The organism is Candidatus Paceibacterota bacterium (assembly GCA_026195275.1).
GTDB lineage: Bacteria > Patescibacteriota > Minisyncoccia > Phycocordibacterales > JABMNX01 > JABMNX01.
Genome location: JAPHQU010000004.1, coordinates 1 through 18,826, shown reverse-complemented (window position 1 = coordinate 18,826; position 18,826 = coordinate 1). Strand labels below are relative to the sequence as shown.

The following is an 18,826-nucleotide window of genomic DNA, read 5'->3' as shown; positions in this document are numbered from 1 at the left end:
CACAGAATGTGTCGGGCTTTTTCTTTTTAGAGCCATGGTGATACTATTTTAGATACACACAAATCTATGCGTGAGAAAAAAACTACATTTTTGAATTTCAAACACACACGTGGGGACGCGCAACAAAAGCAAATGGAACAAATTGCACAAGACGGCGTCTGTCCCTTCTGCAGAGAACACTTTGAAAAATACCACAATTCCCCCATTGAAGAAGAGGGTGAGTGGTGGGTAGTTACCAAAAATGACTATCCATACGATGGCACCTCTGCCCACTACCTCCTTGTCTACAAACTGCACGCGACAAACGTCACGGAAGTAGACCAAGAGGCTTGGGTTGAATTCGGCCGTTTTGTGAGCATGCTGAATGAAAAACATGCGCCGAATGGTGGGGCTGTGTTCATGCGTTTTGGGGACATGGATTACACTGGATCGTCGGTGGCGCATCTGCACGCTCAATTCTTAGTTGGCGGGCCTCATTCTGAGGACGCTGAAAAGCTTCGCGTCAAGCTTGGATACAAGAAGAGATAAGAAAACACCCCCGAGGCAATGACCTCGGGGGTTTTAGGTTTCCAAAAGAACAAGTTCGACACCGGCATCTTTCAATGTCGATTCGCCGTCAAGCTTTGCGTATCCGCCGCTAAAGTAGCATCGGGATATTCCTGCCCGTGCAATATGCATCGCACAACTCGGACACGGAAACGCTGTGACATACAGCCACGCACCCTCAGTGGAGATTCCACGGCGTGCAGCTTCCACAATCAAGATCGCTTCGGCATGCTCTGCTGTTGTGAGGTCGAGTCGGATTCCTCGCTTGAAGATACTGCGCGGATCACCGAACACATTCGAACCTTGTTCATCTGGCACATGCGTGTTGCGAGCGTACAAGATAGGAGTATTGTCTTTAACCAACACCCCGCCAACTTGCCGCCACCAATCGAAGCTCTTGTCAGCTTCTTTTTGCGCACGCTCCATCATTTCATAATGAAGCGATTCAACGTTCACTGAACGATGTGCGCTGACAGCATTCTGCTCATCAACATTGTCGCGATGCCATCTCAAGAAGATGGAGTGGAATTCCACCTCTGCGCCCGAGAAGTATTTTTCTACAACCGCTCGGGTGATGTCCTCGTTCGGACATACGATCAAGAGATCTTCTTTCTCCAAAAGGTGTACAGCCGGCACATTCAATGAGTGGACATCCTTGAGCCGCAAGAGACTGAGCCCCTGCACAGCTTTAACCATCTCAGAGGATGAGAGCGCACGAAGCGCGTCTTTTCTTTTGAGGTAGTCAAATTCACCACCAAAAGAAGCGATGAGGTCTTCGGAGATGATGAAGAGCGGTACGTCACTCGGGATTGTTCTGAAAAACTCCAGATACCCGCTGTGAAGCACCGGAATGTAGGCGATAGCAATTTTCTTCATACACCTACCCTCCTTTCATCCCCCTGAGCCGCGTAAGCCCAGCAGCAAGTACTTCTACAGCTCCTTCCATTGATTCAATTGCTGGACCAAGGACGCCTATCTGCATCTCACGCAGACGAGCACTGGTGCTTGTCTCCGCTTGGGAGGGAAGATTCACCACCTCACCGCAGAACTCTCTGAGCCTCTCGACCTTTTCGCCGGAATACCCAGTTCGTTCTGAGATAACGAGGACATCAGGACGAACAGTCTTGATCAACATCCACGACTCATCACCCTTATGTTTCAGGGTGACCATGTCGACGTACCGGAGGTGAGTGAGTGCTTCAATGCGTTCATGTTGAGGGACGATCGGGCGATTTGGTCCTTTACGTATTTGGATGCGCTCGTCGCTTTCGACACCGACAACAAGGAAGTCACCACGCAGACGGGCTTCGCGGAGATATCGAGCGTGACCGATGTGGGCAAGGTCAAACGAACCGCTTGTCAAAACGATCTTACCGCCAAGCTTGCGGATTGCTTCAACAATATCCTTCAACTTGGTGTAATCCTCAACAAAACGCTCCTCAGGAGCGCAGTCCGAGGACAGAATACCTGAGCGTTCCATGAGTCTATCCTTTCTGTGTCTAGGAACAATTTATTTCTGATGGAACGGTACCATACGGGAATGTAAAAACACAACTCGCGTGAAAGCGCGAGTTGTGTTTTTATGTTTCCTCTTTATTTAACCCTTATTCTTTCACCTCGATTCCCATACTTCGCGCGGTACCCTCGATAATCTTTGTTGCCTGTTCAATATCGTTGGTGTTGAGGTCAGGCATTTTCTCTTCCGCTACCTCGCGCACCTGCGCTTTAGTAAGAGTTCCTGCCTTGCTGACGAGGTTCTTTCCTGAACCCTTTGGCTTGCCAAGTTTCTTCAAAAGGAGTCGTGAGGCAGGTGAGGTCTTAAGGATGAAATCAAATGTTCGATCATCATATACCGAAAGCTCCACCGGGATGATATCGCCACCAAGCTCGCGGGTCTGCTCGTTGAACTGGTTTACGAATTCGCCAATGTTGATACCAACAGGACCGAGTGCGGTACCGACTGGTGGCGCCGGAGTAGCCTTCCCTGCGGGAATCTGGAGCTTTATCTTTCGTGTTATTTTCTTTGCCATGATTAGATGTTCTTAACGAATGAAGTGAGTTTAGAAATCTTACACCCCTCACTTGGTTTGTTATCTTAAGCCACTCATATATAACATACTTGATTATGATATACAACGCGCCAAGTGAGGGGTTGAGAAATCCTAATTCGCTACACTTATAATAATTTCTATATCTTCTTAACCTGCAAGAAGTCGAGCTCTACCGGCGTCTCGCGACCAAACATTGGCACAAGTACCTTCACCTTGCCGCGATCTTCATCAACCTCGCCAACCTTACCCTCAAGCTCCTTAAATGGACCATCAACGATAGTCACCACATCGTCAACATTGAGGTCAATTTTGTGCTTGACCGTATCTGAGTGCATACGTGAGAAGAGCTCATCGATCTCAACTTGAGTGAGCGGTACCGGTTTGGTACCTGAACCAACGAATCCGGTCACGCGCGGTGTGTTGCGCACTACATACCAAGAATCATCGGTCACGATCATGTCAACAAGTACGTAGCCGGGGTAGATTTTCTCCGCCTCCTCGACACGCTTGCCACCTTTGATCTTCACCTTCTTCTCGGTCGGCACCACCACATCAAAAATACGATCTTCCATACCAAGAGACTCGATACGTTGTTTAAGATTACGCAAAACCGCATTCTCATATCCCGCGTAGGTGTGAATAGCATACCAGTGGCGCCCGATGTTGTTGTCTTGTTTTGCCATAGTGTTTAGAGAAAGAGCCTATCAAGTACGTTAGTAAACACGAAGTCGAAGAATCCAAGAAGTACTGCGACCACGAGCGAGATCACAACAACAAGAATAGTAAAGATGGTCGTCTGTTTTGTTGTTGGCCACGAGACGTGCTTGAGCTCACCTCGAGTATCCCGGATGTATTGAATGAATCGTTTCATAAAATGATAAAATTAGCACCCTATTTAAAAACCCCCGCTGGGGGTGTTTTTTGAAGAATAGCATGACAACAACGGAAAGTCAAAAATAAACCGGCGCCCAATATTTCTCTGGACGCCGGTGTGGCGATAGTTAGTCACCTTTTGTGTTTGGTCTCCTTCTGCGTCGAGTATATGCACGCTCTGCATGAGTGGCGCAATACGACTCATCCCTCTCTGTGGGCGCTCCGCAGAAGGAAAAGGGAGTCGTCTTCTCCTCGCCGCCTGCGACAGGCCAGAGACACTGATTGTTGCCGACCTCCAGCAACGTGAGACCTCCGGTCTTTTTTTCTCGTGTTGTGCGTTCTCTCATTATATCCCCCTCGGATTTCAGATAGAGAAGAAGAATGTCTGGAAGGAGAATACCACGCATCATACCTAAGTCAATATCATTAAAAAACACCCTGCTAGATACGGGTGTTTTTCATGAGATACTGATGGTTATTGTATCTCGTAGGTGATGCTCACCTGAGAGGTGATGCGGTTCTCGCCTACCGGAAGATCAGGAACAGTCTTACTGCTCACGTCTCCACCAACCCCATATGCCACTGATTCAAAGCGTGGATACGCGACCGGCGAACCATACTCATTGAAACTTACAATGCGCACAAGTCGCACACCAAGATCATCTGCGAGTGCATCCGCTTTCTCCTTTGCGTCAGCGACCGCTTCCCGTCGGGCTTCGCGCGAAAGTGCATCTTCGTCGTCTATAGTGAACTGGAGTCCGCTGATATTCTCAACGCCAAAGCTGCCAACCCCAGAAAGGAGCTCGCCCGCCTTCTTGGTATCGCGCACTTTCACCTGGACGCTCTGATTGATCTCAAAGCCGACAAGTTCTCGCTTCCCTTCTGGGCATGGGTAGGTAATACACTGGATCTTGCGCCACTCGTATCGCGGGTAGACATTGTATGAGATGGTCTTAATGTCACGGTCTTCCACCCCGTTCTCTTTGAGGTAGGCAATCGCTTCGTTCGTCACCTGCGCTGCTTCTTCTTGGACTGCCTCCGCACTTTCCCCTTCTTTGATTACTGAGAAGCTAAAGAGCGCAGTGTCGGGCACCGCAAAGACCTCACCTTCACCTTGAATCGTGATTGTATTGGTTGGAATGACTCCAGAGCCAATGAAGCGCCACTCGCGGACCTCGGTGACCACGAGGGTGAGCAAGAAAAGCGAAAGAAGCGTGAGTGTGAGCGCACTCAACGTACGGACAACACCTGATGTGTACGCTTTATTGAGTATTCGCTCATGAGTATTCATATTATTTTCCATAGTACTCGTTCTCGTTTATTTGTAATGTACCTATTATAATACCACCCACAGTTAAAAAATCATCGCTCCGCCTTCTTGTTGGAGTATCCCCAAGACTGTATAGTATGCACATGTCAATAACGCTCTACGCACTCATAAGTGTCTTTATTGTTAGCCTCATCTCTCTTGTTGGGGCTATTACTATTTCAATCAACAAAGAAGTCCTTAGGCGCTCAATATTCTTTCTGGTGAGTCTCGCGGTGGGAGCTCTTTTTGGTGACGCAATCATTCACCTCATTCCAGAGGCATTCGAGCTCTTTGAGGACACCACGCACGCAGCTTTCTATATCATTGTCGGTATCTTTACCTTCTTCGTCCTTGAAAAATTCTTCCACTGGCACCACCATCACGGCAACAATGAAGAGCATCGGGCGTGTGCGATCCATCCGGTTGGTCGCATCATCCTTTTCTCAGACGGTATTCACAACCTCCTCGACGGCGCAATCATCGGCGCTGCGTATCTGGTAAGTATTGAAGTAGGTATCGCGACAACACTTGCGGTCATCCTCCACGAGATCCCGCAAGAGATTGGTGATTTTGGTGTACTCATCCACGCCGGCTACAGCCGTGCGCGAGCGCTTCTCGTGAACTTCCTCTCTGGACTCAGTGCTGTTCTTGGTGCTCTTGCTGCACTCTTCTTAGGTTCGTTTATCGAGCACGCAACACCCGCGCTTATTGCAATTGCCGCCGGGTCCTTCCTCTATATCGCCGGCTCAGACTTAGTACCCGAACTCCATAAAACAACCACTGCGCGTAAATCACTCCTTCAGCTCATGGGCATTATGATTGGTATCGGACTTATGTTCGCGCTCACTCTTGTTGAATAACAACAGCGCACCGTATAGAGGGGCGATACTCAGCAATAATCCTGCTACAATATACGCATGGGAGAATTCTACCCTCTTTTCTTAATACTCTTTGCCGGAGTTGTCTTTTCAATGATATTCCGACGTGTGCACGTGCCGTGGGTGGTGGGACTCATCCTTGGTGGCATACTCGTGGGACCGCATGTGTTTAACCTTATTGAGGTCACCCCCACACTCGATTTTATTGCGCAAATCGGACTCATATTCCTAATGTTCATGGCAGGGCTCGAGACAAATCTCTCGAGCTTTAAGAACTTTCGAGGACAATTACTCTTCCTTTCTCTTATTAACGGTGCTATACCGTTTATTGTTGGTTTTGGACTTGCACTCACGCTCGGTCACAGTCTGACGATTGCCATCCTCATTGGGATCATCTTTGTTTCTTCCTCAATTGCTGTGGTTATACCCTCTCTTGAGAGACTTGGACTCCTTCACACCCGCCTCGGACAGTCAGTGATTATGACGACGGTGATACAGGACATTGCAAGTTTAATACTTCTCTCCATCGTCCTTCAGAGCATCGATCCAGTTACCCAAATCCCGCTTTATTTATTCTATCCACTCCTCATCGTCATCCTGGTGATGTTCCGCCTACTACTCCCTAAAATCCGCTGGCTCTTTACTGCGGGAGTGCGTGGAACAAAAGATCTCTTCCAGCAAGAGTTCCGTTCAACTTTTCTGATACTCGTTGGGACAGTAATTGTCTTCGAACTGCTCGGGCTTCACCATATTATTGCAGGGTTCTTTGTTGGTCTTGTTCTTTCAGACTCAATAGTAAACCCAAAAATAAGAGAAAATATTCACACTATTAGCTACGGTTTTTTTGTACCGGTGTTTTTTATACTCATCGGTGTACAAACCGACATCAGAGTTTTCGCAAACGTCAGTGGTGCGGCACTGCTCACTATAGGCGTCATCCTTGCTTCAATGTCATCAAAACTGATTAGCGGCTGGCTTGGTGGTAGGTTGGTCGGGTTCAGCAACGATCAATCGCTTCTTTTTGGTATCTCGTCAATTCCACAACTCTCAACAACGCTCGCAGTCGCATTCTCTGCGTTCTCTCTTAACCTCATTGGAGAGGGTTTGCTCACCGCCATGGTTGCTCTGAGTGTGGTGACTGTTGTTATAAGCCCTGCGCTGATGAATATATTTAGTACACGAATACAGCGCGCAGCATACAGAAACCACATCAAGTAGTACTGCTTTTGTATGCCACGCGGATGAAACCTGCCTGCAGACTGGTAAGTACAAGGATTTATTTTTTTATAATAAGGAGAAATGTATCAGTCTCTTCTACGGAAATGAATCACACCAATCGCTAAAATAGCTCCAATCGTGTTAGACACTAAGTCGAGAAGCGTGTTCGCGTAGCCACCGACCCCTGTCTCAGAGAATATGACCACTGCGATAAACTCAACGATCTCATTAAGTGACCCTGCACCCATCCCAATAAGCACAAGAAGTGCGTACACCACAGACCATCGAGTCTTGTTGTTAAGATATGGGCGAAGCAAATGAAATGCCACAAGTGTTGTCACAAAGAAACCAAAGACGTGCACGAGCTGATCAAACTTAATAAGAACAAAGTCTCCAGTGCCGTTAAAGAGCGGGAGTACCTGGTATGCATAGAGCACACTGTCGCCCACCGGGATGCCACCACCCGCCATGTGGAGCAGTCCCCAGATCGAGAGACACCAGAGAATAAATTGATTGAAGTTGCTTTTTGAGAGTGTGGTAAGGATGAGTGTAAAGAAAAAGACGAGCACTGCCACATACCAGAGGAACTCATAGTTTTTGATACTCACATAGTAGAGCCCGAACGCTGCAATATACAGAGTATTAAACAGAACGAGGAGCCACTCACCAAATCCGAATTTCATACTCCTTAGTATATCAAAAAACACCCATTTACATTCCAATGTAGATGGGTGTGTCTTGGGTGCCTACCGAGAATCGGGGTCAAGTTTCTAAGCTCGCAGGCTCGCTAAGAACTTCCTCCCCGGACTCGCCGACAAGCCCTCGCTCCGCTCGTCTTGTGTACTGGCTCCGTCTTTCGATTCTAGTATGTACCGACATACAGTAAGACCCCAACACTATCGTGTCAGGGCCTAACTGTATGTTGGGTGCCTACCGAGAATCGAACTCGAATTTGGGGTTCCACAAACCCCCGTGTTAACCGTTACACCATAGGCACCATATATATCCCTTGAGTCTTTAAACGCCTCATGGGTATGAGGCGTTTATTCATAACTCGGAGACCTCTCGACTATACCAGATTTATGGTTCAAAAGTCGAGCAATCGCGTAGAGAAGTGACGAAAGTCGATTGAGGTACACGAACGTCCACTTCCCAATGCACTACACGACGCGCGAGCAACCTGCTTTGTTTACTGTGTGGGGTCGAGTTTCTAAATTCGCTACGCTCATTAAGAACTCCCTCCCCGGGCTCGCCTGTTTTCATTTTTTACCTGGGCGTCAGGTTTCTAGAGCTTTGTGGGGTCAAGTTGCTAAGCTCACTGTTCGTGCTTCGCACTCCATCTCGCTAAGCACTTCCTCCCCGGGCTCGGCTTCCCTCTCACAGCTCGGGACATGCCTCCGCCTGGCACAATGGCACGAACGCAATGCAAATTGCGTTCTAAACAAAAACGACAAGTTGCAACTTGTCGTTTTTGTTTACCATTGTGCCCAGGACTGGAGTCGAACCAGCACGTCCATACGGACACACCCCCCTCAAGGGTGCATGTCTACCAATTTCATCACCTGGGCATATATGTAACTCGTCCATTCTAAAGAACTTTGAGGGTTTTGTAAACGCCAAAAGAAAGGCCGAGGCGCGAACCTCGGCTTTCTCTGTATAAAATAAATTGAGTCTTACTCTGATTTCTTATCTTCCTCTGTAGGTGTTTCTGCCGGAGCGGGCTCTTCTGCCGGAGCTTCCTCTTTCTTCTCTTCTTCTGCCGGAGCTTCTTCTGTCTCGGCAACCACTTCGGCTGCTTTTGCTTCTTCAGCAGCTTTTGCTGCCGCTTCTGCCTCCGCGACCTTTGCTGCTTCAGCCTCTTCCGCTGCCTTCACTGCAGCCTCAGCAGCTGCCGCTTCCTCAGTCTCAGACTTTGAAGTGATATCAACGAGCTGCATCTTACGCATCTGACGCTTGATCTCACGCGCAACCTTCTCACGAATATGATAGAGCTTCGCACGGCGTACCTTTGATCGCTTCACAATCTCGATCTTATCAATCATAGGAGAGTAGAGCGGGAAGATCTTCTCAACCCCGACGCCGCTTGAAACGCGGCGTACAGTGAATGTTGCTCCTGGCTCGTCGCCATGCTTGCGGGCAAGCACCAAACCTTCAAACGCCTGAAGTCGCGTCTTTCCTTTCTCTTCGATCTTCTGCCACACACGAACACTATCACCGACACGGATTCCGATTTCCTTGCGGTTGTCCATATTGACTGGAGAGATCTTGACTCCTTCTTGGCCTGCTGCTTGATTCATAGTGGTAGGAACTTTAGCACAACCGTTATTCTTCTGCAATATTACGTAGGTTTTTGAGTACTCGCTCAAAATCCTCCGGCAGTGGTGCCTCAATGGTCTTGCGCTCACCATTAAGGAGATTGAAGCTGATTGAGCGCGCGTGGAGCGCTGGACGCTCCAGCCCGCCAATACACACCTTTTTAGGTGCGTAGATATGATCGCAGACAATAGGGTGGTGGATTGCTTTGAGGTGGACACGAATCTGATGTGTACGTCCGGTCTTTGGGCTTGCGGTGAGGTAGGTGACGGGCTCTCCTGTTTCAGAATCCAAGAGACGATCGATCACGCGCCACTCAGTGATTGCCGAGCGAAGCGTGCCACTCTTTCCCGGTTGTGCACTCCATTTTCGTGGCTTCTTTTTTGTGCGACCAATCTCCATATCGATCACACCACGGTCGGCCTTTGGGTGTCCGTAGACCAGCGCCGCGTACCGCTTGTCCATAGTGCGCTCTTGAAACTGCTTTTTGATGAACGTGTGTGCCTCTTGGGTCTTTACAACAATCATCACACCTGAGGTGGTGCGATCAAGTCGATGCACGATACCCGACCGCGGAATATGCACACCCTGAGGGCTCACACCGTCCTCCCCCACTCCTGCTGCTTCCGGATAGCGCTCAAGCAGCCAATCAACAATTGAGGGCTCTTCGTTGCGACCGTCAAAATGCACAATAAGACCCGCGGGCTTATTTATCGCCACAAGATCATTATCTTCGTATAATATTGGTATTTCCATCTGCAGACTTTATAACTTCCAACTTCAAACTCACTTACTTTCCTCTTCGCCGCTCGCGCTGCGCAAACTCTGCAATAAGTCCGTCGAACTCTTCCTTGGTGAACGCCGGCCAATAAGTTTCTGGGAAAAAGAGTTCACTGTAGACTGATTGCCACGGCAAGAAACCGGAAAGACGCCACTCACCGCCGGTACGTATAATCATGTCCGGGTCGGGGACATCCTTCGTCCAAAGATGTCGCGCAAATTCTTCTTCAGTGACCACGTGCTTGTCTCCCGAGTCAGCGTTCATGACGATCTCATTGACCGCACGCAAGATTTCAGCCCTCCCGCCGTACGAGAGTGCAACAACAAGGGTGAACGGGGTCTTGTCTTTAGTCTTCTTGTGAACCTCAGCAATGCTTGTTTGGATATCCTCCGGGAAACGCGATATGTCTCCGGCGAAGATAATGCGTGCGTCTTCCTTCATCAGTTCTTCAAGCTCTTCGGTCAACATCTTACGGAACAGATCCAACAGGTAAGAAACCTCCTCCTCTGAACGATTCCAGTTCTCTGTGGAGAACGCGTAGGTGATCATGTTTTCAATACCCACATCCTTAGCCCACCCAAGAACTTCTTTAAGCTTCTCGTACCCACGTTGGTGCCCCTCAAGCGACGTGAGCCCCTGCTCTTTTGCCCACCGACGGTTGCCGTCCATGATGATGCCAATACATTTTGGAATATTCTTCTTGTTCTCCATATCCTTTTCTATCTAATATAAAATACTAAAACTATCAAACTCTCCACTTGGTTCCCGCCATCGTGTGTCCACCCGAAGCACTCGTGCGAGAAACGGCCCTTTATGGAGGTGCTCTATAAGCTTTTTGAGCTTGTCCTCGCTCCCCTGTGCGACCACCTCAACCGAGCCATCGTCCAGATTTTCTACCGTACCACGAATCCCGAGCGAACGCGCGTGGCGCTGCACAAAATCACGAAACATAACCATTTGGACTTTCCCCGTTATCTTACAGGTAATCTCTTGATTTTCCATTATACGCATTGTAGTGCAAAGTAGGTGAAATACCAGAAGAAGTTGAAAAAGTAGAAAAATGGGGTACTATAATGCGTACCCACAAAGAGGGCGCTTAGCTCAGTTGGCTAGAGCAACCCGTTTACACCGGGTAGGTCGGGGGTTCGAATCCCTCAGCGCCCACCAGAAAAAGATCCAGTCTTATCAGACTGGATTCTTTTGTTTTTACTGTGCTTCTGCCTGGACTCGAACCAGGATCAACGCCTTAGAAGAGCGCTGCTCTATCCTTTGAGCTACAGAAGCAATTGTAGTGCTGGAGACCATTGAATCCCGACGCTTTGGTCGAAACCCCGACTTTACATTGGGACTACGAGTGCACCCACACTATACACGGGAACAGACTTTTTTGAAACTGTCTATATTACTGAGACGGATCAGCAATACGCACCCCCGCACTCTTTCTTTGTTCAAAGAGTGCACTTCTTCCCTCAAGTGAAGTGAGAACCTCCTGCATTTCACTGCGGTCAACACTCTCTACCCGGACTTGTCCCGATTGCTCGACTAAAAAGATCGTGCCGCTGTTTACTTGAAGGAATAAATATCCACTAAAAAAGAGCATGAAGATATTGAATACTACAAATACCATAAGGATAATCTCCCAATGAAGATAGACGCGTGGTCGTGAACTTATACTCGCGAGTGTCATGAATGATGCGTATCTCTTTATCTCTTTTTGTATCGTTTCTATATTCATAAACTTACTTAAGCTTTAACACTGTGAAAATGATGTGTGCCTGCCAAAGGGTTGAATTTGGTACACGCTCAATCTGGGAACGTTCAATGCGTACTCCGTATGGCATCGTCTCCAAAAGAGAGACAATGTGTATCAGGTCTACCCACCGATCCTGCGTGTGAAATTCTACACGCAGGTGTTCGTATGGAATAGCCTCTCCACCTTCTGACACGCTTACTGAATTTACCTCCACTGAAGCATCAGCAATATTTCCGAGCAACTCGAGTTCCTCAAGAAAATCGACCACCTCGTCAGCACCTACAAAATATCTATCGACCGTATCAACCTCGACATGGAGTTCACTCAAGAGCTGTTTGATTGACCTGAGTCGTTGATCCTTCCTGATCTCAATATCGAGTTGATTCTGGAGGATTGAGGCCTGGTTATTCTTATTTTTTATCTCAAAAAATAAGAAGCCGTATACTCCAAGAGCAATTACCGCTCCGAGGATTGCTCCGATCAGCATACTTTGAACTTTTGATATCTTTAGTTTCATATAATCTAAAATTCTCCAGTGAGCGTCATTGAGAAGACAATGTTCGAGTCTTTTGCGAGATTAGAAACGGGCAGATCGACCGAGGTGAAGAGATGCTCTTGATTAAGGTTGTCCGCGAACGTAATAAGCATGGTCCGTGAACGCGCGCGCCCAGAGACCTTAACTTGGGAAGTAGCATCACTTCCCTTTGTATAATAAAGCGCGTCAACAACCACCGAATCGTTTGTGTTTCGCGCGATTGTCTCAATAACATCTGTTTGGAGCACCTGCTCTTGTATCTCTTTGAGAGCATTAAGCTTCTGCCGAAATATGAGGAGCGAAGCTGTCGACGCATCCTTCTCACGAATAGCGATTGCCTTATTAATAAGTTCAGATTGTCGAGCAATGGATTCCTCTTTAAGGATCGACATAAAAAATGAGGGGACAAGAAGAATGCTGCAGAACACTGCAGAGATTATTACCAACACGAGGACAACAACCCCAAGACGGAGCGCGTACTCTCGCTGAAACCTCTTTCGTTCTTTTTGTGGTAATACGTTTGCCATGTTGTTGTTCCTACTACGTAAGCGCCAAACCAATCACTGTCGCATACGAAAGTGCGGTCTCTCGACTCATCTGCGGTATGTATTCCTCATATGAAAACGCGTTCTGCCACACATCAGCTCGCGTCACCGGCACTTTTACCGTAGAAGAAAGAAATTCGGGCAACCCCGCAAGCGACGCATTCCCTCCGCAGAGGATAATTTCCCCCACTTGATAATCCTTTCCGTGGTCACGTTCCCGATTATTCCAATAGAGGAAGTGCCTATGAACTTCGTCCCTGAGTGAGGTTACTGATTGAATAAGTGCATCGTGGAGTTCTTTGTTTCCTTCATCAAGACCAAGAAGACCTTCTTTGTTTTTGAACTTCAATGACTTAGACTCATTCACCCCAAGATACTCAATGATATGCTCGGTTAATTCATCACCACCAACATCGACAGTTGAAGTAAAGGTTACGATGCCATTCTTCACTATTGAGATCCCACTACGCTTACGACCAAAATCAACGATCATGTATGTCTTAACATCTCCACGTGGAATGATTGCGTTCGCCATGGCTTGCCCCTCAATCTCGAAAGCAACCGGTGTCATGCCTGCCTCACGAAACGCCTGCTGATAGTTAGTGATAACCGGTTTTGGAAAGACTGTCACACTCACCTCAATACCTTCCGGTCGCACCTCAATAATGTCATAGTCAAATATTGACTGCTCCGGAGAAATAGGCACATGTTCCTCGAGTTGAAATTCAATATTGTTTCTCAGCTGTTTCCGATCTTCAATATGTGGAACGGTTGTTTGAAAGAGATATGCTTTCTCCTCTGGGAGCGACGCGCGCACGAACGATATATTATGCTTCCTTCGAAGCGCAGTAAGCACCTTGACCAGTGATTCTGTATCCTTTATCTCGCCACCATGCACGATCCCCGGTGTCATCCTGCGCTCCTCAAAGAAGTCGGGGATGTGACCAGCTTTCGTCTGCTTAAGATGCATAACCTTGACCGAAGTATCCGATATATCTACGCCAGTTGCGGCAATATTGAGAAACTTTGGCGGAGGAAAAGAGTCTAGGATTTTTTCGTGTATTGAGGAACGTCGTTCGTGCTCTGGTAACACTTGCATATATGATTAAGTATACGGTCAACCCCCAAAGAGTGTCCAGTTGTTAGCTCAACGAAACCAAAATACACAACCAAGTGAACTGCCCTTACCAACAAAAAATGATCAGATGATCTGCTTAACGATAAAGACAGTAACAATAACAACCACTGCGATCGTAAGCGCGATTGAGTAACGAGACAACAACTTTACTGCGCGCTCCCCAAGGAGATGCACCACATACGCAATGATGATATATCGAAGACTGCGACCAATAATCGATGCAACAAGAAACACAAAAAAATTCACCTTAAGAAATCCAGCGGCAAGAACAAATACCTTATATGGGATCGGTGTAAAGGCGGCGGTGAATATGACCCAAAACGCATTGTTGTTAAAAAGCGTCTGCGCTAAGACGACTTCTTCTTTAAGGTGATAAAAATCAACAATGTGAATACCGAGAGTGTCGTAGAAGAACAATGCAACAACATATCCAAACACCGCACCAAGTATTGAGGCGACCGATGTAAGCAATCCATAATACATCCACTGTCGAGACCCAGCGAGCAAGATGGCAATCAATAGTATATCGGGTGGTATAAAGAGGAACGACGATTCAGTGAATGAAAGAAAGAAGAGCCAAGCTTTGGCGTATGCCCCATGCGCACGCTGTTTAAACCAGTCAATACTACGCGTATGAAGGAGTGTGAGACGTTGATACATAATTATCCAATACGTGTTCCTGGAGCGATCGCAGAGGACGGCTCAAGAAATGAGAACCCTGCGTCATTTGAGGCTGCAAGGATCATACCGTTACTCTCAAGTCCTTTGATTATTCTCGGCTCGAGGTTGGTCACAAAGGGGAATGTGCGACCAACAAGATCCTCGGGAGTAGTATACTCCGCGATACCTGAGACAATCTGTCGCTTTTCATCACCAAGATCAACCTCAAGCCGGATTAGTTTATCAGTCTCCGGCACACGCTCGGCTGAAATAACTTTGCCAAGACGTATCTCCACTTTTTTGAAATCGTCAAAAGAGATCATTGTTTCGTATTATACACTACTCTTCTTTCTCCTTACGCTTATCAAGATAGCGTTGCAAAATGAGCGCTGCTGCCGAGGCATCCACAAGCGCTTCTGGCACTCCCCCTCTCCGCGCTTCAGCAGAGGTAAGAAACTCCGGCTCAAGGTTGACCGGAAGCTTAACCTCCTTTTCAAGTCGTTCAACAAACCGCCGGATGTCATCCATAAGCAAATTGTCTTCACCGGAGAGCTTGAGCGATTGCCCGACCACCACTTCTCCTACGTCATTTGCAGCAACCATACCCCTGATCTCTCCCATGAGTGAAGGAGCATTCTTTAACACCGCCTTCGGGAACGCAAGAGAGAGCGTGTCGTCTGAGAGTGCAACGCCCACTTTTTTTGTACCGTAATCTATTCCGAGTATTCTCATACGACTCAGTATAAGGGTGAAGGATGAAAGATGAAAGGAGTGCGCCAATATAGTTTAGTTAACGGAACTATATTGGCGCTTTGGCATTTTCTCTTCTAATCTGGTAGTATAGCTTCACTACATATTGGAGGAGTGCCCGGAATTGGTAACGGACCTGTCTTGAAAACAGGCGCGGGAAACCGCTTGTGGGTTCGAGTCCCACCTCCTCCGCAGTGATAAAAACAGGTGGCTTTGTGCCATCTGTTTTTTATTTGAGATTTATCCCTATGTTGCTACAATAATGATATGAATCAATTATTCTTTGGTATGCACACAGAAAGCTCACTATTCTTTTTTCTGTTTCTCGTCCTTATGGTGTGGACCATCACCTGGAAGGGGCTTGCGTTGTGGAAAGCTGCACGTGGGTCTGATAAATGGTGGTTCATTGCACTCCTTGTCATCAACACTGCCGGAATCTTGGATATTCTCTACTATTACTTCTTCTCAAAGAGAAGCCGAGGAGAGAAGCCGGTTGAGCAGAAAACCGAAGACGGAGAAAGTGTGACGTAACTCACACACCTGTGGTGCTCTCTTTAGCGCTCTCGTGATACTATAAGCGTATAAAACGCGCCCAGCGCTCCTTCTACCTACTCATATGAATTCAATTAGTTGGCAAGATTTCGAGCACGACCACACTGAGAAAAGCGGTGATTGGTTTTGGGCACTCGGCATCATCGCACTCTCCGGCGCGATCACCGCAATACTCTTTGAGAATATCCTCTTTGCGCTCCTCATATTTGTCGGGGCCTTTACCATTGCGCTTCTTGCCGCAAAAAAACCTGATCTGATGCGATTTGAGATTGGTCGTCGTGGTATTGTGATTGACGATACCCTCTACCCATTCACTACCCTGGAGTCGTTCTGGGTAGAGGAGGATGAAGAAGACGACTCACCGGCACTTATTGTAAAATCTCAGCGATTCCTAATGTCGTACCTTGTTATTCCACTTCGCAACACCTCACCGGAGCAAGTCCGCCAAATGCTTCTAGAAAAACTCGACGAAGAAGAGTTGCATGAACCCATTGCTCACCGCATCCTTGAATTCTTCGGATTCTAAACATAATGTTATATTCTTAATGTGTCATCTTAACCATAAATTACCACCTCAACGACGCAGACACTTTCAAATGCCACCTAGGAAATATGAACAAAAGAGACGTTGTGGAAGATAATACGAACCCAAATGCAAAAATAGGGTTTGTCATCTTTTACCCATTTCAATACTACGTATACAAGAACGTGTATGTGCATCTTAAGGATGAAGCTGAATTCATTGTAGATGCTGGTGTTTTCTTTCCCATTGAACAACATCATGATCTTGTCGATGACCTGGTCGTACTTTTAAAGAAAGAGCGTGTAAACTTCAGGATACTAAACTACAGTGACTATCATTTTGAGAACTACCTGGAAGATTTTTTCTCAAAATACGAGACGTTGGTATCCGTCTGGCACCGCGGCTGCATGCGTTTACAGTGCAATATAGACAAGAAAAAAGTGCACCTTACCTATGGAGTTGGAAAGGAACTTACCACCTATGGCCTCTACAAACGCCTCTTTGATCTGATACTCGCATATGGGGAATATGACCATTCATTCTTCTCCCTTTACACACAATCAGTAATAGTCGGTAACCCAAAATTTGACGATTGGTTCAACAAAACGCTCGACAACAATGTCACTAAAATAATCAGAGACAGACTTGATCCGGACAAACAGACGGTGCTCTACCTCCCCACCCACAGCGACCTCTGCTCTATTGATGAGCTCGCCGAGGAGCTTAAAGAGCTCGCTTCCGACTATAACGTTATTGTAAAACTTCACTACTACACCATTCGCGAGGAACCTGAACGTGTCAAAAAACTTACTGATGAGCGAATTATTCTCTACAAAGATGACACGGATCTGCTTCAGCTCTTCAAGGTAGCCAATGTGGTATTAAGTGATAACTCAAGCGCTATATTTGATGCCATACTTGCGGATAAACCCATTATCACAACAGACTTCCACTCAAATGATTTCCTCGACGTTGAACACAAGAAAATAAAGGATCGCCGGCGCGGCAAGACAATGGCACTCACCTACTCGAACAGTATAGAGCAACGCATTAAACAAGACGGAACCACTATAACCATACACAAACCAGAGGAGCTCTCTACTCAAGTCAATAAGACCCTCAAGAATGATATACCTCAAAAAAAGAAGCGGCGGCAACTTCGGGAACGCCTCTTTTCTTATAACGATGGATCGTCGGGGGCTCGAGCCGCAACAGCAATAAAGGAACTTTCGGGTAAAAAACCATCAGAAAAACCAATCTTTTACCATCTTGCTGAAGCACTCGAGCAGAATGTCCTAGAATCAGTAGGGTTGCGATACATGAATGAAAGGGAGGATTACAAGAGACTATGTGCGTACCGAAGCTTCTCAAGAGGACTGATGGAAAAAGATGTCCCCGAAAACGAACCGGTCTTTAGCATTGTGGTACTCCCCATATCAAATGATATATCTGCTACGAAAGAGGCAAACAGGTCTTTGCATTTACAAGAATTCCCGCATGAGAATTATGAGATTATAACCAATGATTTACAGTTGCCAATCGTGTCTTTTTTGAAAGAATCGATTATTAAAGCACGAGGGGGTTATGTGTGCTTTATCGGAAACACCTGCGTCGCGCCAATCGACTGGCTTACGCGCATGTATATGACCCACAAGAAACATCCCGATGCGGTAGCTGTCGGGGGTAATATAGTTCGACACAGCCCACTTTATAATCTGTATGATGAATTCGATTATTTTGAACTTGGAAAGAAGTTTGGAATTCAGAAGGAGCCTAAATTCATTGGATTGCTTTACGAGATAAGAAATGGTCTATTCTGGCAAAATCCCGCGGGTAAACTATCAAACATCTCTTATCGCAAAGATGTTCTAAAGAAGATACAATTACCTCAAGAAATGCAAACTATTCAACTACTCGAAATGTGGATTAAAAAGCAAGCGCTCGACCTAGGTGGTGACATGGTCTTCACTCCTCTTTCAGTAACAGACCTTGAGTGCCAAACTTCGAAATCTTTTTTCAAGGATCGACTACGAGAAGGTGTTGCATACACTCTAACGGGGATACGTCACCCCAATCTCAAGAAATACTACACGGTTTCAATAATCTCAATTGTGAGTAATTCTCTCCCCTTACTAAGACCAAACCGCAGGGACATGCTTCTCTTCCTTGTTGCTCTTTGGGGGAACTCTATTAGACTACTCGGTAAATACTTAACCTTACTTATGAAAAACCAGAGCATCAAAAAGTCTTGAGTCTAACTTTTTTCATGGTACAACATAGTAGATATTGACTTTCTATATATAGATGCTATAATGTAGCTAGAAATTATCATCTAGGCTGTCTAGGTGGTGAATAGATACATATGGAGGTTTGTTATGTTGTATGCCATGTTGAAAAACAG

Annotated in this window: 24 protein-coding genes and 5 tRNA genes; 8 read left to right on the top strand and 21 right to left on the bottom strand. The window is 46.8% G+C overall.

The annotated features are described in order from the left end of the window. Positions 1–66 precede the first annotated feature (66 nt). Complete coding sequence (locus OQJ98_02580) at positions 67–528, top strand: hypothetical protein (protein ID MCW9054840.1); 462 nt, start codon at positions 67–69, stop codon at positions 526–528. A gap of 33 nt (positions 529–561) precedes the next feature. Here OQJ98_02580 and OQJ98_02575 read toward each other — a convergent pair whose 3' ends face one another. The 6 genes from OQJ98_02575 to OQJ98_02550 all read right to left on the bottom strand — a co-directional run bounded on the left by OQJ98_02575 (position 562) and on the right by OQJ98_02550 (position 4,761). Further along, positions 562–1,422: a deaminase gene (locus tag OQJ98_02575; GenBank protein MCW9054839.1), complete on the bottom strand. Its 861-nt coding sequence runs from the start codon at positions 1,420–1,422 to the stop codon at positions 562–564. A gap of 4 nt (positions 1,423–1,426) precedes the next feature. After that, positions 1,427–2,026 carry an adenylyltransferase/cytidyltransferase family protein gene (locus tag OQJ98_02570; GenBank protein ID MCW9054838.1) on the bottom strand — a complete coding sequence of 200 codons (600 nt, stop codon included), beginning with the start codon at positions 2,024–2,026 and terminating at the stop codon, positions 1,427–1,429. A gap of 124 nt (positions 2,027–2,150) precedes the next feature. Beyond that, positions 2,151–2,576 (bottom strand): 50S ribosomal protein L11, encoded by a 426-nt coding sequence (rplK, locus tag OQJ98_02565; GenBank protein MCW9054837.1) that lies wholly within the window; start codon positions 2,574–2,576, stop codon positions 2,151–2,153. 158 nt (positions 2,577–2,734) lie between these two features. Beyond that, a complete protein-coding gene (gene nusG, locus OQJ98_02560) occupies positions 2,735–3,280 on the bottom strand; it encodes a transcription termination/antitermination protein NusG (protein MCW9054836.1) in 546 nt (181 codons plus the stop codon). Positions 3,281–3,285: 5 nt separating this feature from the next. Further along, a complete protein-coding gene (gene secE / locus OQJ98_02555) occupies positions 3,286–3,468 on the bottom strand; it encodes a preprotein translocase subunit SecE (protein MCW9054835.1) in 183 nt (60 codons plus the stop codon). 477 nt (positions 3,469–3,945) lie between these two features. After that, positions 3,946–4,761: an SIMPL domain-containing protein gene (locus OQJ98_02550; GenBank protein ID MCW9054834.1), complete on the bottom strand. Its 816-nt coding sequence runs from the start codon at positions 4,759–4,761 to the stop codon at positions 3,946–3,948. Between the two features lie 116 nt (positions 4,762–4,877). On the opposite strand from OQJ98_02550, the gene OQJ98_02545 reads away from it, so the two are divergent. Beyond that, the gene (locus OQJ98_02545) at positions 4,878–5,639 is read left to right on the top strand and encodes a ZIP family metal transporter (GenBank protein MCW9054833.1); all 762 of its coding nucleotides are present in this window, start codon (positions 4,878–4,880) and stop codon (positions 5,637–5,639) included. Between the two features lie 57 nt (positions 5,640–5,696). Beyond that, positions 5,697–6,875 carry a cation:proton antiporter gene (locus tag OQJ98_02540; GenBank protein ID MCW9054832.1) on the top strand — a complete coding sequence of 393 codons (1,179 nt, stop codon included), beginning with the start codon at positions 5,697–5,699 and terminating at the stop codon, positions 6,873–6,875. Between the two features lie 86 nt (positions 6,876–6,961). On the opposite strand, the gene OQJ98_02535 is transcribed toward OQJ98_02540, so the two are convergent. The 7 genes from OQJ98_02535 to OQJ98_02505 all read right to left on the bottom strand — a co-directional run bounded on the left by OQJ98_02535 (position 6,962) and on the right by OQJ98_02505 (position 10,971). Further along, positions 6,962–7,558, bottom strand: coding sequence for a DUF2238 domain-containing protein (locus tag OQJ98_02535; GenBank protein ID MCW9054831.1), 597 nt, complete (start codon positions 7,556–7,558; stop codon positions 6,962–6,964). Positions 7,559–7,800: 242 nt separating this feature from the next. Then, a tRNA-His gene (locus OQJ98_02530) sits at positions 7,801–7,872 on the bottom strand. A 487-nt stretch (positions 7,873–8,359) separates the two neighbouring features. Further along, positions 8,360–8,443: transfer RNA gene (locus tag OQJ98_02525), tRNA-Leu, on the bottom strand. Positions 8,444–8,548: 105 nt separating this feature from the next. Next, positions 8,549–9,172 (bottom strand): 50S ribosomal protein L19, encoded by a 624-nt coding sequence (rplS, locus tag OQJ98_02520; GenBank protein MCW9054830.1) that lies wholly within the window; start codon positions 9,170–9,172, stop codon positions 8,549–8,551. A 25-nt stretch (positions 9,173–9,197) separates the two neighbouring features. Then, positions 9,198–9,944 (bottom strand): RluA family pseudouridine synthase, encoded by a 747-nt coding sequence (locus OQJ98_02515; GenBank protein MCW9054829.1) that lies wholly within the window; start codon positions 9,942–9,944, stop codon positions 9,198–9,200. A 34-nt stretch (positions 9,945–9,978) separates the two neighbouring features. Continuing rightward, the gene (gene uppS / locus OQJ98_02510) at positions 9,979–10,680 is read right to left on the bottom strand and encodes a polyprenyl diphosphate synthase (GenBank protein MCW9054828.1); all 702 of its coding nucleotides are present in this window, start codon (positions 10,678–10,680) and stop codon (positions 9,979–9,981) included. 12 nt (positions 10,681–10,692) lie between these two features. Continuing rightward, complete coding sequence (locus tag OQJ98_02505) at positions 10,693–10,971, bottom strand: acylphosphatase (GenBank protein ID MCW9054827.1); 279 nt, start codon at positions 10,969–10,971, stop codon at positions 10,693–10,695. Positions 10,972–11,059: 88 nt separating this feature from the next. On the opposite strand from OQJ98_02505, the gene OQJ98_02500 reads away from it, so the two are divergent. Beyond that, positions 11,060–11,136: transfer RNA gene (locus OQJ98_02500), tRNA-Val, on the top strand. A 45-nt stretch (positions 11,137–11,181) separates the two neighbouring features. Here OQJ98_02500 and OQJ98_02495 read toward each other — a convergent pair. The 8 genes from OQJ98_02495 to ruvX form a co-directional block, all read right to left on the bottom strand. Further along, positions 11,182–11,253 (bottom strand) — tRNA-Arg (locus OQJ98_02495). Between the two features lie 118 nt (positions 11,254–11,371). Then, the gene (locus OQJ98_02490; GenBank protein MCW9054826.1) at positions 11,372–11,704 is read right to left on the bottom strand and encodes a hypothetical protein; all 333 of its coding nucleotides are present in this window, start codon (positions 11,702–11,704) and stop codon (positions 11,372–11,374) included. Between the two features lie 4 nt (positions 11,705–11,708). Next, entirely contained in the window at positions 11,709–12,239 is a 531-nt protein-coding gene (locus tag OQJ98_02485; GenBank protein ID MCW9054825.1) for a hypothetical protein, read from the bottom strand. Positions 12,240–12,244: 5 nt separating this feature from the next. Continuing rightward, entirely contained in the window at positions 12,245–12,784 is a 540-nt protein-coding gene (locus OQJ98_02480) for a PilN domain-containing protein (GenBank protein ID MCW9054824.1), read from the bottom strand. A 13-nt stretch (positions 12,785–12,797) separates the two neighbouring features. Then, positions 12,798–13,901, bottom strand: a complete 1,104-nt coding sequence (pilM, locus tag OQJ98_02475) for a pilus assembly protein PilM (GenBank protein MCW9054823.1) — start codon at positions 13,899–13,901, stop codon at positions 12,798–12,800. Positions 13,902–14,003: 102 nt separating this feature from the next. Further along, positions 14,004–14,600, bottom strand: coding sequence for a VTT domain-containing protein (locus OQJ98_02470; protein ID MCW9054822.1), 597 nt, complete (start codon positions 14,598–14,600; stop codon positions 14,004–14,006). 2 nt (positions 14,601–14,602) lie between these two features. Next, on the bottom strand, positions 14,603–14,923 hold the full coding sequence (metG, locus tag OQJ98_02465) for a methionine--tRNA ligase subunit beta (protein ID MCW9054821.1): 321 nt from the start codon (positions 14,921–14,923) through the stop codon (positions 14,603–14,605). 16 nt (positions 14,924–14,939) lie between these two features. Continuing rightward, the gene (gene ruvX / locus OQJ98_02460; protein ID MCW9054820.1) at positions 14,940–15,332 is read right to left on the bottom strand and encodes a Holliday junction resolvase RuvX; all 393 of its coding nucleotides are present in this window, start codon (positions 15,330–15,332) and stop codon (positions 14,940–14,942) included. Between the two features lie 126 nt (positions 15,333–15,458). Here ruvX and OQJ98_02455 point away from each other — a divergent pair. The 4 genes from OQJ98_02455 to OQJ98_02440 all read left to right on the top strand — a co-directional run bounded on the left by OQJ98_02455 (position 15,459) and on the right by OQJ98_02440 (position 18,677). Further along, positions 15,459–15,542, top strand: a tRNA-Ser gene (locus OQJ98_02455). A gap of 75 nt (positions 15,543–15,617) precedes the next feature. Next, entirely contained in the window at positions 15,618–15,881 is a 264-nt protein-coding gene (locus OQJ98_02450) for a DUF5652 family protein (GenBank protein ID MCW9054819.1), read from the top strand. 85 nt (positions 15,882–15,966) lie between these two features. Then, positions 15,967–16,428 carry a hypothetical protein gene (locus OQJ98_02445; protein ID MCW9054818.1) on the top strand — a complete coding sequence of 154 codons (462 nt, stop codon included), beginning with the start codon at positions 15,967–15,969 and terminating at the stop codon, positions 16,426–16,428. An 86-nt stretch (positions 16,429–16,514) separates the two neighbouring features. Beyond that, positions 16,515–18,677 carry a CDP-glycerol glycerophosphotransferase family protein gene (locus OQJ98_02440; GenBank protein MCW9054817.1) on the top strand — a complete coding sequence of 721 codons (2,163 nt, stop codon included), beginning with the start codon at positions 16,515–16,517 and terminating at the stop codon, positions 18,675–18,677. Positions 18,678–18,826 lie beyond the last annotated feature (149 nt).